11 protein-coding genes are annotated in these 13053 nt (G+C 50.9%); 10 read left to right on the top strand and 1 reads right to left on the bottom strand.

The genetic code is table 11. The features are described 5' to 3' along the window. Positions 1-10: 10 nt before the first annotated feature. Positions 11-1864, top strand: coding sequence for an outer membrane assembly protein AsmA (gene asmA / locus FDX11_RS03685; protein ID WP_042307441.1), 1854 nt, complete (start codon positions 11-13; stop codon positions 1862-1864). A gap of 44 nt (positions 1865-1908) precedes the next feature. Here the strand turns inward: asmA and FDX11_RS03690 are convergent, their stop codons facing one another. After that, a complete protein-coding gene (locus FDX11_RS03690; protein WP_042307443.1) occupies positions 1909-3492 on the bottom strand; it encodes a TerC family protein in 1584 nt (527 codons plus the stop codon). A gap of 655 nt (positions 3493-4147) precedes the next feature. Here FDX11_RS03690 and FDX11_RS03695 point away from each other — a divergent pair. From FDX11_RS03695 to wcaF, 9 genes are all read left to right on the top strand, one after another. Then, entirely contained in the window at positions 4148-5287 is a 1140-nt protein-coding gene (locus FDX11_RS03695) for a polysaccharide export protein (protein WP_042307444.1), read from the top strand. 5 nt (positions 5288-5292) lie between these two features. Next, positions 5293-5742, top strand: a complete 450-nt coding sequence (gene wzb / locus FDX11_RS03700) for a low molecular weight protein-tyrosine-phosphatase Wzb (protein WP_137360829.1) — start codon at positions 5293-5295, stop codon at positions 5740-5742. Beyond that, on the top strand, positions 5739-7901 hold the full coding sequence (wzc, locus tag FDX11_RS03705; protein WP_137360830.1) for a tyrosine-protein kinase Wzc: 2163 nt from the start codon (positions 5739-5741) through the stop codon (positions 7899-7901). Before wzb ends, wzc begins: the two co-directional genes overlap by 4 nt. A 77-nt stretch (positions 7902-7978) precedes the next feature. Then, complete coding sequence (gene wcaA, locus FDX11_RS03710; RefSeq protein ID WP_137397506.1) at positions 7979-8821, top strand: colanic acid biosynthesis glycosyltransferase WcaA; 843 nt, start codon at positions 7979-7981, stop codon at positions 8819-8821. A 2-nt stretch (positions 8822-8823) separates the two neighbouring features. Next, a complete protein-coding gene (gene wcaB / locus FDX11_RS03715) occupies positions 8824-9312 on the top strand; it encodes a colanic acid biosynthesis acetyltransferase WcaB (RefSeq protein WP_061382024.1) in 489 nt (162 codons plus the stop codon). Next, positions 9309-10526 carry a colanic acid biosynthesis glycosyltransferase WcaC gene (gene wcaC, locus FDX11_RS03720; RefSeq protein WP_042307454.1) on the top strand — a complete coding sequence of 406 codons (1218 nt, stop codon included), beginning with the start codon at positions 9309-9311 and terminating at the stop codon, positions 10524-10526. Before wcaB ends, wcaC begins: the two co-directional genes overlap by 4 nt. Then, positions 10501-11718 (top strand): colanic acid polymerase WcaD, encoded by a 1218-nt coding sequence (gene wcaD, locus FDX11_RS03725; RefSeq protein ID WP_042307457.1) that lies wholly within the window; start codon positions 10501-10503, stop codon positions 11716-11718. The genes wcaC and wcaD overlap by 26 nt, the downstream gene beginning before the upstream one ends. A gap of 5 nt (positions 11719-11723) precedes the next feature. Then, a complete protein-coding gene (wcaE, locus tag FDX11_RS03730; RefSeq protein WP_137397507.1) occupies positions 11724-12470 on the top strand; it encodes a colanic acid biosynthesis glycosyltransferase WcaE in 747 nt (248 codons plus the stop codon). 9 nt (positions 12471-12479) lie between these two features. Further along, the gene (gene wcaF, locus FDX11_RS03735) at positions 12480-13034 is read left to right on the top strand and encodes a colanic acid biosynthesis acetyltransferase WcaF (RefSeq protein WP_042307461.1); all 555 of its coding nucleotides are present in this window, start codon (positions 12480-12482) and stop codon (positions 13032-13034) included. Positions 13035-13053: the final 19 nt, after the last annotated feature.

Below are 13053 nucleotides of genomic sequence, written 5' to 3' on the forward strand. Positions count from 1 at the left end.
TGGGGATAGCATGAGACGATTTCTGACGACGCTGATGATCCTTCTGGTCGTGCTGGTGGCCGGTTTTTCTGCGTTAGTACTGTTGGTGAATCCGAATGATTTCCGTGCGTATATGGTCAAGCAGGTTGCTGTGCGTAGCGGATATCAGCTGCAGTTGGATGGTCCTCTGCGTTGGCACGTATGGCCTCAGCTGAGCATCCTCTCGGGACGCATGGTGTTAACCGCTGAAGGCGCCAGTGAACCCCTGATTCGTGCCGACAATATGCGTCTCGACGTCGCGTTGTGGCCGTTGTTGAGTCATCAGCTCAGCGTGAAGCAGGTGATGCTCAAGGGGGCTGTGATTCAACTGACCCCGCAAACTGAGGCGGTGCGTGGACAAGATGCGCCCGTTGCTCCCAAAGACAATACGTTGCCCGATCTGGCGGAAGACAAAGGATGGTCGTTTGATATCGCCAGTCTGCGCGTGGCCGACAGCGTTCTGGTATTCCAGCATGAAGACGACGAGCAGGTTACGGTTCGCGATATTCGTCTGGAGATGGAACAGGATAGCCAACACCGCGGTACGTTTGATTTCTCCGGGCGCGTGAACCGCGATCAGCGTGACCTTGCGTTATCCTTAAACGGCACCGTCGATGCCTCCGACTACCCGCATAATTTATCCGCTAATATTGAGCAGTTAAGCTGGCAACTGCAGGGGGCCGATTTGCCGTCGCAGGGAATTAAAGGTGAGGGGCAACTTCAGGCGCAGTGGCTGGAAGAGAAAAAACAGCTCGCGTTTAGCCAGATTCATTTGACCGCTAACGACAGCTCTCTCGCCGGGCAAGCCCAGGTGTCGTTGTTAGATAAACCCGAATGGCTCGTCGACCTGAAATTTGGTCAGCTCAATCTGGACAATCTGATTGTGCAACGCGATGCCGTGGCAGCGACAAACGGTGAGGTGCAGCAAGGCCAGGGTCAGGCGACGCTGGCGCGTCCCGTCATTGCTTCGCAGGTTGATGCTGTCTCTTACCAGGGACTCAAGGGATTCTCGGCAGACATCACGTTACAGGCTGACAAGGTATTGTGGCGTAAAATGGCGTTTGAGAATGTCTCGGCAAAAATAGATAACCAGTTCGGCTTACTGAAGGTCGTGCAACTGGAAGGGAAAAATGACGGTGGACATGTTTCGCTTCCCGGTACGTTGGACGCCAGAAAAGATGAGCCGCGAGCAGTCTTTCATCCGCGACTGGAAGGTGTAGAAATTGGCACAATCCTGAAAGCCTTCAACTACCCCATCGCGCTGACCGGCAAGCTGTCACTGGCGGGAGATTTTTCCGGTTCAGATATTGACGCCCAGGCGTTTCGTCATAGCTGGCAAGGCCAGGCCCATGTCGAAATGAGCGATACGCGAATGGAAGGGATGAACTTCCAGCAGATGATACAACAAGCCGTAGAACGCAGCGGCGGTGATGTTAAATCACAGCAAAACCTGGATAACGTCACCCGACTGGATCGCTTTGTAACCGATCTGACGCTGGATAACGGCGAGCTTACGCTGGATAATATGGCCGGTGAGTCTGCGATGCTTGCGCTGACGGGCAAGGGGACGTTGGATCTGGTGAAGCAGAATTGCGACACGCAGTTTAACATTCGCGTGCTGGGCGGCTGGGATGGCGAAAGCAAGCTGATTAAGTTCCTGAAAGCCACGCCGGTTCCTCTCAGGGTTTATGGCCAGTGGCAGGCGCTGAACTATAACTTGCAGGTTGATCAGCTGTTGCGTAAGCATCTGCAGGATGAAGCGAAACGTCGTCTGAACGATTGGGCCGATCGCAATAAAGACTCCCGCAACGGTAAAGATGTTAAGAAGTTGCTGGATAAACTCTGATTCAAATTGCCGGATGGCGACTGATGCGCCATCCGGCGGGTGATTTACACCTCGTAATCCATCTCTTCTTCACCGTGTAGCGGTATCAACTGGACTTTTTGCACGCGATGGTTTTCCACCTGCAAGGTTTTTAGTCGGTAGTCACCAACCTGAACTTCCTCTCCGGTTTTCGGAATACGCTGTAAATATTCCATCAAAAGCCCGGCAATGGTGTGATATTCACGTTTTTCATCTAACGGAATAGGGACGTACTGCACCAGATCTTCCAGCGGCATGTGACCGTTAGCCGTCCACGAACCATCGGCATTTTTCTGGATATCATGGCGGGCATCAATCTCTTCTACTTCATTTGGCAGATTACCGGCGATGGTTTCCATCACGTCACTGAGCGTCACGATCCCTTCTACAGAACCAAATTCATCAGCAATAAAAGCGAAGTGCGTGCGGGCATTACGGAACTGCTCCAGCGCCGGAAGCAGCGGCAGCGTTTCCGGGAACACCAGCGGCTGACGAATCAGAACGCGTAAGTCGAGCGGCTCACCGCGCAGAGACTGCTGCAGCAGATCGATGACATGCACTACGCCCAGCAGTTCTTCCTGCTCGTCTTCCCCGGTAACGACCAGACGCGTATGCTGGTTTTTTTCCAGTAAAGCGCGAATTTCTGCTTCGGGTGCGTTGAGATCGACGTGTTCAATGTCGTGGCGTGAGGTCATGATGCTGCTGACGGTACGCTGATTTAGATTCAGTACGCGCTCAATCATCCGCCGTTCCTGAGGCGCAAAAATCTGTCCTTCCTGGTGATCCGCCAGCATAGCAGCGGTTTCGGCATCCAGTTCGGCATCTTCTTTTTGACCGCTCAGCAACCTCATCACCGCCTCGGCGGTGCGCTGGCGCAAGGTATGATTGGCTGACAGGAAGCGACGACGGTTAAAGATTGCCAGCTGGTTCAAGGCTTCGATCATGACCGAGAAGCCGATAGCGGCGTACAGATAACCTTTCGGGATGTGGAAACCGAACCCTTCGGCGACCAGGCTGAAACCAATCATCAGCAGGAAGCTCAGGCACAGAATAACGATGGTTGGGTGGCTGTTGACAAAGCGAGTCAACGACTTGCTGGCGAGCACCATCAGGCTGATGGCAATAATCACCGCCGCCATCATCACCGCCAGGTGATCGACCATCCCGACGGCTGTAATGACTGAATCCAGAGAGAATATGGCGTCCAGCACCACTATTTGCGCGACCACCCCCCAGAACTTAGCGCCTTTACGCTGGGTGGGATTGTCGCTGTCTTTTCCTTCCAGCCGTTCATTTAGCTCCATTGTGGCTTTAAACAACAGGAAGAAACCGCCGAACAGCATGATCAGATCACGCGCGCTGAAACTGAGGCCGCGAATGCTGAACAGTGGCGTAGTCAGCGTCACCAGCCAGGATATTGATGCCAGCAGCAGCAGTCGCATGACCATTGCCAGCAGGAGCCCGGTAATACGCGCCTTATCCCGCTGGGCAGGAGGAAGTTTCTCCGCGAGGATGGCAATAAAAACAAGATTATCAATGCCAAGAACAAGTTCGATCACGATTAGCGTGACGAGTCCGGCCCAGATTGACGGATCGGCAATCCATTCCATAGTAAGTGCTATACCCATAGTTGTATGACAATTGTCACAATTCGATCATGGGTAAAACTGGCGGAAAATGCAATGCCGGAAAGGGATTTCTCTGGTGGTTATATCAGGATGCCAGCGGGAAATAGCCGTAATGTAACTACAGGAAATAATTTTCTTTAGCTAATTATATTTAGGAAATATCGCAGGTGGTGTATTTATTTAGCAATGCTGTCAATATCGATAAAATCCTAAAAATATATAAATTATAGCCTTAATATTATTCTTAAAAGCAAGTGAGCGGAGGCTTGTTATCTTGCCTGCTATTCACTTAGCTGCAACAATTCTTCCGGTAATAATCAAAAGATAAATATTTCCTCATCAACCAGTGACGTTATTCCCGATGCGTTGCTGTTCTGAATGTGATGAAAATAAAGGAGAAAATAAAAATTTAAATTAATCAGTGCATTGGTAGCTAATGAAGCCAGGGGCGGTAGCGTGTCTGGCCACCTGAAAACAAGCCTGAATTATTCTGTCAAGAGACCGCAGATGAATCCATTATTTTTAGGATTGATGCCAGTTAAATTCCTTTTCAATTAACGGCAAGGTAAATGTGTACAGGCGAAGCCGCTATTTAGAACGCACGTGATAATTACTCTGCCAAAGTGATAAATAATCAATGATGAACTCCAAACTTAAATTGATACCAGTCCTGGTATCGGTAATCTTGATAAACGGTTGTACCGTGCTTCCGGGCAGCAATATGTCTACGATGGGCAAAGATGTGATTAAACAGCAGGACGCTGATTTTGATATCAACCGGATGGTGAATGTTTATCCACTGACCCCGCGACTGGTCGAGCAATTACGTCCTCGTCCTAATGTTGCGCAGCCTAACATGTCGCTGGAGCAGGAGATTGCAGGATATCAGTATCGGGTCGGTCCGGGCGATGTCCTGAATGTGACCGTCTGGGATCATCCTGAACTTACAACCCCGGCCGGGCAGTATCGTAGCTCAAGCGATACCGGCAACTGGGTGCAGCCGGATGGCACCATGTTTTACCCCTATATTGGCAAAGTCAGCGTGGTGGGAAAAACGTTAGCCGAAATTCGTAGTGATATTACCGGGCGCTTAGCGAAGTACATCGCTGACCCGCAGGTGGACGTTAATATCGCCGCTTTCCGCTCGCAGAAGGCTTATGTCTCCGGGCAGGTGAACAAATCTGGCCAGCAGGCCATCACCAACGTACCGCTTACCATTCTTGATGCCATTAACGCCGCAGGCGGTCTCACCGAGGCGGCTGACTGGCGCAATGTTGTACTGACTCACAAAGGGCAGGAGCAACGTATTTCACTGCAAGCGCTGATGCAAAATGGCGATCTGAGCCAGAACCGTCTGCTCTATCCTGGCGACATTCTGTTTGTTCCGCGTAATGACGATTTGAAAGTCTTCGTGATGGGGGAAGTGAAAAAGCAGAGCACCCTCAAAATGGACTTCAGCGGTATGACGCTCACTGAAGCGCTTGGCAATGCGGAAGGTATCGATCTGACTACCTCCAACGCCAGCGGCATTTTCGTTATTCGTCCGTTGAAAGGCGAAAGCGGGAACAACGGCAAGATCGCGAATATCTATCAGCTTGATATGTCCGATGCGACTTCGCTGGTGATGGCGACGTCATTCCGACTCCAGCCTTACGATGTGGTGTATGTCACGACCGCACCGGTTGCCCGCTGGAACCGTTTGATCAATCAGTTGCTGCCGACCATTAGCGGTGTTCGCTATATGACGGACACGGCCAGCGACCTTCACAACTGGTAATCGTCATGTTTAACAAAATATTAGTTGTCTGTGTGGGGAACATTTGCCGTTCCCCAACGGCGGAACGCTTGTTAAGGAAGTTTCATCCGGCATTGACGGTCTCTTCTGCGGGTCTCGGGGCGCTGGTGGGTAAAGGTGCGGATCCCTGTGCTATCAGCGTCGCGCAGGCGCACAACCTGTCACTGGAAAATCATTGTGCCCGGCAGATCTCGGGACGCATGTGCCGGGAGTATGACCTGATCCTGACCATGGAAAAACGCCATATCTCAGCCCTGTGTGAAATGGTGCCGGAGATGCGCGGCAAAGTGATGCTCTTTGGTCACTGGGACAGCGAACGCGAAATTCCCGACCCGTACCGTAAAAGTCGGGATGCGTTTGACGCGGTGTACACATTACTTGAACGGTCTGCCCGCCAATGGGCTCAGGCATTGAACGCGGAGCAGGGAAAACAATGACAGAAAAAGTAAAACAGTCTGCCGCGCCGGTTACGGGCAATGATGAAATCGATATTGGTCGTCTGGTAGGGACGGTGGTGGAGGCTCGCTGGTGGGTGCTCGGCATTACCGCAGCTTTTGCCGTGTGTGCGGCGGTTTACACGCTGTTTGCCACGCCGATCTACAGTGCGGATGCGCTGGTGCAAATTGAGCAAAATACCGGGAATTCGCTGGTACAGGATATTGGCTCGGCGTTGTCGAATAAACCGCCGGCCTCGGAAGCGGAAATTCAGCTCATTCAGTCACGGCTGGTACTGGGAAAAACGGTAGACGATCTCAATCTGGATATCGCGGTGACGAAAGATACATTTCCGATTTTTGGCGCCGGCTGGGATCGGTTGATGGGGCGCCAGAATGAAACCGTTAATGTCACCACCTTTACTCTGCCAAAGGCGATGAAGGAACAGACCTTTACGCTAAGCGTGCTGAACGACAAAAGTTATCAATTAGTCAGTGATGGGGGATTTAGCGCCCGTGGTCAGGTTGGGCAATTGTTGAATCACGGTGGCGTGACGATGCTGGTTGAGGCGATTCATGCCAGTCCTGAGAGCCAATTTACCGTCAGCAAATTTTCCACACTGGGCATGATTAACACCCTGCAAAATAACCTGATGGTGACAGAAACCGGCAAAGATACTGGCGTATTGAGCCTGACTTTTACCGGCGAAGACCGCGAACAAATCCGCCAGATCCTCGACAGTATTACCCGCAACTATCTGCAACAAAACGTCGAACGTAAGTCAGAAGAGGCCGCTAAAAGTCTGGCGTTTCTGGCAAAACAGTTGCCTGAGGTGCGTAACCGTCTGGACGTTGCTGAAAACAAGCTGAATGCCTTCCGCCAGGATAAAGACTCCGTGGATTTGCCGCTGGAAGCTAAAGCGGTGCTGGACTCCATGGTAAATATCGATGCACAGCTCAACGAACTGACCTTTAAAGAAGCGGAAATCTCCAAGTTATTCACCAAAGCGCACCCGGCGTATCGCACGTTGCTGGAAAAACGCCAGGCGCTGGAAGATGAGAAAAGCAAGCTGAACGGACGTGTTACTGCAATGCCGAAAACGCAGCAGGAAATTGTCCGGCTGACCCGCGATGTGGAGTCCGGTCAGCAGGTCTATATGCAGCTGTTAAATAAGCAACAGGAACTGAAGATCACCGAGGCGAGTACGGTCGGAGATGTACGCATCGTCGATCCCGCGATTGCCCAGCCAGGCGTGCTGAAGCCGAAAAAGGCGTTGATTATTCTCGGTAGCATTATTCTTGGTTTGATGCTTTCAGTGGTGGGCGTATTGCTGCGTTCCCTGTTTAATCGCGGTATTGAAAGCCCGCAGGCGCTGGAAGAGCATGGCATCAGCGTGTATGCCAGCATCCCGCTTTCAGAATGGCAAAAAGCGCGTGATAACGTTCAGACCATTAAAGGTGTGAAGCGCTACAAACAAAGCCAGTTACTGGCGGTGGGGAATCCAACGGATCTCGCCATAGAAGCGGTCCGCAGCCTGCGTACCAGTTTGCACTTCGCCATGATGCAGGCGCGCAACAACGTGTTGATGCTGACCGGCGTCAGCCCGTCGATAGGTAAAACATTTGTCTGCGCTAACCTGGCGGCGGTCATTAGCCAGACTCATAAACGCGTGCTGTTGATCGACTGCGACATGCGCAAAGGCTATACCCACGAACTGCTGGGGACCAATAACGTCAACGGTCTGTCCGAGCTCCTCGTCGGTAAGGGAGATATTACCTCCTGCGCGAAACCGACCTCTATTGCGAATTTTGATCTGATCCCTCGCGGACAAATCCCTCCTAACCCTTCAGAGCTTCTGATGAGTGAACGCTTTGGCGAACTGATTACGTGGGCCAGCGAGCACTATGACTTGGTGCTGATAGATACCCCGCCAATACTGGCGGTGACCGATGCGGCGATTGTTGGCCGTCATGTCGGCACCACGTTGATGGTGGCACGTTATGCGGTTAATACGTTGAAAGAGGTGGAAACCAGCCTGAGCCGGTTTGAGCAAAACGGCATTCAGGTGAAGGGGGTGATCCTGAACTCTATCTTCCGCCGTGCCAGTGGGTATCAGGATTACGGTTATTACGAATACGAATACACGTCGGATTCGAAATAGATAACGAACAGCAACGCATATCGAATGTTGGCCTGATAAGCGTAGCGCCATCAGGCAACTTTATTTGGGAAACGAAAATGACGACAGAAAACCCACTAATTTCAATTTATATGCCAACCTGGAATCGCCAACAGCTGGCCATTCGGGCGATTAAATCGGTGTTGCGCCAGGACTATCCTCACTGGGAGATGATCATTGTTGATGACTGTTCTTCCTCGTATGAGCAATTGCAGCAGTTCGTTGAGGAACTCAACGACCCACGCGTGTGCTATACGCATAACGCGACGAATGCCGGGGCCTGTGCGGTGCGCAATCAGGCCATCATGCAGGCCAGTGGGCAATATATTACGGGTATTGATGATGATGATGAATGGACGCCGAATCGCCTGAGCGTGTTTCTGCAGCATCGTCATCAACTGGTCACGCACGCGTTTCTGTACGCCAATGATTATGTTTGCGAAGGCGAAGTGTATTCGCAACCAACCAGTCTGCCGCTCTATCCGAAGTCAGTTTACTCCAGACGAAAGTTTTATAAGCGAAATATTATTGGTAATCAGGTGTTTACATGGGCATGGCGTTTTAAAGCATGCCTGTTCGATACCACACTGAAAGCCGCGCAGGATTACGACATTTTCCTCAGGATGGTGGTGGCGTACGGCAAACCGTGGAAGGTCAAAGAGGCGACGCAGATCCTGCATGTGAACCACGGTGAGATGCGCATTACCTCATCACCGCATAAATTCTCCGGCTACTTTCAGTTCTATCGTAAGCACAAAGGTAAATTTGACCGGGCGAGTAAGAAATATCAGCTGTTTACGCTCTACCAGATCCGCAATAAACGAATGAACTGGCGCACGCTGCTGACGTTGCTTTCGATTCGCAACAGTAAGCGTCTGGCCGACGGACTGCGAGGACGCTAAGTATGCTGGAAGATTTACGCGCGAACGGCTGGAGTCTGCGCCCCTGCTGCATGGTAGTGGCCTATCGGATTGCCCATTTTTGCTCCGTCTGGCGTAAAAAAAATATCGTGAACAACCTGTGGGCTGCGCCGGTGCTGGTGCTGTATCGCCTGATCACTGAATGCCTGTTTGGCTATGAAATTCAGGCCGCTGCATCTATCGGTCGTCGTTTGACCATCCATCATGGTTATGGCGTGGTGATCAATAAACACGTGGTGGCGGGGGACGATTTAACCCTGCGCCACGGTGTCACCATTGGCAATCCTGGCGGCAAAGATCTGTCCTGTCCGGTCATCGGTAACGGTGTCGAGCTGGGGGCTAACGTCACTGTGCTCGGCAATGTCGCTATCGGCGATAACGTGACCATTGGCGCCGGGAGCGTGGTGGTGGATAGCATCCCTGACAACACGCTGGTGGTGGGCGAGAAAGCACGAGTGAAGGTAACAAAATGAATATCTTACAATTTAATGTGCGACTCGCAGAAGGTGGAGCGGCAGGCGTAGCCTTAGATCTGCATCTTCGCGCGCTGGAGAAAGGACTGTCGTCGCGCTTTGTGTACGGCTATGGCAAAGGCGGCAAGAAAAGCGCCAGCCACAGGGATTATCCGCATGTTATCAAACATACGCCGCGTCTGACATCGGTGGCGAATATTGCGCTATTTCGTTTCGCTAACCGCGATCTGTTCGGCAATCTCAATAATTTATACCGTACGGTGACCCGCACTTCCGGCCCGCTGGTGCTGCATTTTCATGTGCTGCACAGCTACTGGTTGAATCTGGAAGAGGTGGTGGCCTTTTGCCAAAAGGTGAAGGCGCATAAACCGGACATCACCTTTGTCTGGACGTTGCATGATCACTGGAGCGTGACCGGACGCTGTGCTTTCACCGATGGTTGCGAAAGCTGGAAAACGGGCTGCCAGAAATGCCCGACGCTGAGTAACTATCCGCCGGTAAAAATTGACAAAGCCCATCAGCAATTGCCCGGAAAACGGCAGATGTTTCGCGACATGTTAGCGCTTGGCTGCCAGTTTATCTCTCCCAGCCAGCATGTGGCCGACGCGTTCAACAGCCTGTATGGCGTGGGGCGCTGCCGCATTATTAACAACGGTATTGATGTGGCAACCGAAGCCATTCTTGCCGACCTGCCCGCCAAATATGAGCCACACGGCAGACCGAAAATCGCTGTAGTGGCTCATGACCTGCGCTATGACGGTAAAACCAATCAGCAGCTGGTGCAGGAGTTGATGGCGTTGGGAGAAAAAATTGAGCTGCATACCTTCGGCAAATTTTCGCCCTTTGTTGGCGATAACGTTATCAATCATGGCTTCGAAAGCGATAAGCGAACGTTGATGAATGCGCTTAACGAGATGGATGGACTGGTGTTCAGCTCCCGCGTTGATAATTACCCGCTGATTCTGTGCGAAGCGCTTTCCATCGGCGTACCGGTGATTGCTACGCACAGCGAGGCTGCACGGGAGGTGCTGGCGAAAGCGGGCGGTAAAACGTTCAGTGAAGCGGATGTACTGCGGCTGGTACAACTGAAAAAATCAGACATCGCGCAGGCGGTATTCGACACGTCGCTTGCCGAGTTCAGCCAGCGCAGCCGGGTGGCATACAGTGGGCAACAGATGCTGGAGGAATATGTCTCGTTCTATCAGAATCTGTAGCTATCTGCTGCTACCGCTGCTTTATCTGCTGGTTAACGTCAAACTTGCCCAGCTTGGCGAGAGCTTCCCGATAACGATTGTCACATTCTTGCCCGTTCTGCTGTTGCTGTTTGTCGAGCGCATCAATATTAAAAAATTAATGATAGCGCTGGGCGTGGGGGGAGGATTGACGGCGTTTAACTACCTGTTCGGTCAATCGCTGGATGCCAGTAAGTACGTCACGTCCGCGATGCTGTTTGTCTATACCGTGGTGATTATTGGCATGGTGTGGAGCATTCGCTTCAAAACCATTTCGCCGCATAACTACATTAAGATCCTGCGCTTTTTCTGGCTGGTCGTTGGGCTGGTAGTGGGGTTAGCGGCAGTTGAAATGGCACAGATCATTCTCAGCGGCGGTAGCAGTTTAATGGAAGTTATTTCGAAATATCTTATTTACAGTAACAGCTATGTTCTGAACTTTATTAAGTTTGGCGGAAAACGCACCACCGCACTTTATTTCGAACCGGCATTCTTCGCTCTGGCGTTAATCTCAATTTGGCTCAGTATCAAACAGTTTGGTATCAAAACGCCTAAGTCCGATGCTATGATTCTGGCAGGGATAATATTATCAGGATCGTTTTCAGGGGTAATGACGTTTATTTTGTTTTATCTCCTGGAGTGGGCGTTCCAGTACCTGAATAAGGATGCGATAAAAAAGAAGTTGCCGCTGGCGATAATCTCATTAAGCGTGTTTTTAGTCGGTGTGATATTCGCGTTTCCGTACATCGCAACGCGCCTTGGAGATTTAGGAACCGAGGGTTCATCATCGTATTATCGAATCGTAGGTCCGTTAGTAATGGTCGGTTATTCGCTAATGCATGTTGATGGTGTAGTAAGATTCGGTTCGCTTTATGAATATGTCGCGTCATTCGGAATTTTTAACGGTGCGGATGTGGGTAAAACGATAGACAATGGTTTGTATCTGCTGATTATTTATTTTTCATGGTTCGCCGTGATATTAACCCTGTGGTACATGGGGAAAGTTATCAAGATGATGATCACTGCTTTTGGTGATAATCAGAATTTTCGGGTGCAGCTTTATCTTTTTACGCCGCTGTCGCTGTTTTTTACAGGGTCAGTATTTAGTCCGGAATACGCTTTTTTAATTGTATGTCCGTTTATTTTGCGCAAGGCGCTGAATATCGCGAGGTAAATCACATGCTGCTCAGTATTATTACCGTCGCCTTTCGCAATCTGGAAGGGATCGTCAAAACTTACGCCTCGCTGGCACAGCTGGCGCAGGCAGGCGATATCAGTTTTGAGTGGATTGTTGTCGATGGGGGCTCCTCTGACGGTACGTCGGCGTTTCTTGAAGGACTCGGTGGAGAGCACCGGTTACGGTTTGTCAGTGAGCCGGATAACGGCATTTATGATGCGATGAACAAAGGCATTGCGATGGCGCGCGGGCGGTTTGCACTGTTCCTCAATTCCGGCGATATTCTGCATGCCGACGCGGCCCAGTTTATCCGCCAGCTAAAAACGCAGAGCGATAAAGCCATGGTGATCGGCGACGCGTTGCTGGATTTTGGCAATGGCAACAAAATTAAGCGCCGGGCAAAGCCGGGTTGGTATATTTATCACAGCCTGCCCGCCAGTCATCAGGCCATCTTTTTTCCGCTCTCAGGACTGAATGTCTGGCGCTATGATTTGCAATATAAAATATCGTCCGATTACGCGCTGGCCGCCCAATTATACAAGTCTGGTTACGCTTTCAAAAAACTGGACGGGCTGGTGTCCGAGTTTTCGATGGGTGGGGTGTCAACGACGAATAATCTGGAATTATGCCGCGATGCAAAAAAAGTGCAGCGGCAGATATTACATATGCCAGGTTTTTTTACTGGGGTTTCTGAATATTTACGGTTGCGTACAACCGGTAAAACCAAAACCTTATATGGCAAAACGTAAGGGCACATTATGCAAGATTTAAGCGGCTTTAACGTGCCGAAAGGTTTTCGCGGTGGCGGCGTCATTAAAGTGCAATTATGGTGGGCGGTACAGGCAACACTATTTCGCTGGTCACCCCAGGTAATGTATCGCTGGCGTGCGTTTTTATTACGAATGTTCGGCGCGAAAATAGGAAAAAACGTAGTTATTCGGCCTTCAGTAAAAATTACTTATCCGTGGAAATTAACCCTGGGAGATTATGCCTGGGTGGGCGATGACGCGGTTTTATACACGTTAGGTAATATTACGATTGGCGCCCATGCGGTTATTTCGCAGAAAAGTTATTTATGCACCGGAAGTCATGATTACGCCAGCCAATATTTTGATATTAACGCCACACCGATTGTGGTTGGCGATAAATGCTGGCTGGCGACAGATGTCTTTGTCGCGCCAGGCGTGACGATTGGCGATGGCACCGTCGTTGGAGCACGAAGCAGCGTATTTAAATCGCTGCCCGCAAATGTCGTTTGTCGGGGAAACCCCGCAGTAGTCACGCGCGAACGCGTTGAGAAAGTTACTCCCTGAGGGGATCATTGAAGAGGTA

The sequence above is a fragment of the Citrobacter sp. wls714 genome, from assembly GCF_005281025.1.
Classification (GTDB): domain Bacteria; phylum Pseudomonadota; class Gammaproteobacteria; order Enterobacterales; family Enterobacteriaceae; genus Citrobacter; species Citrobacter werkmanii.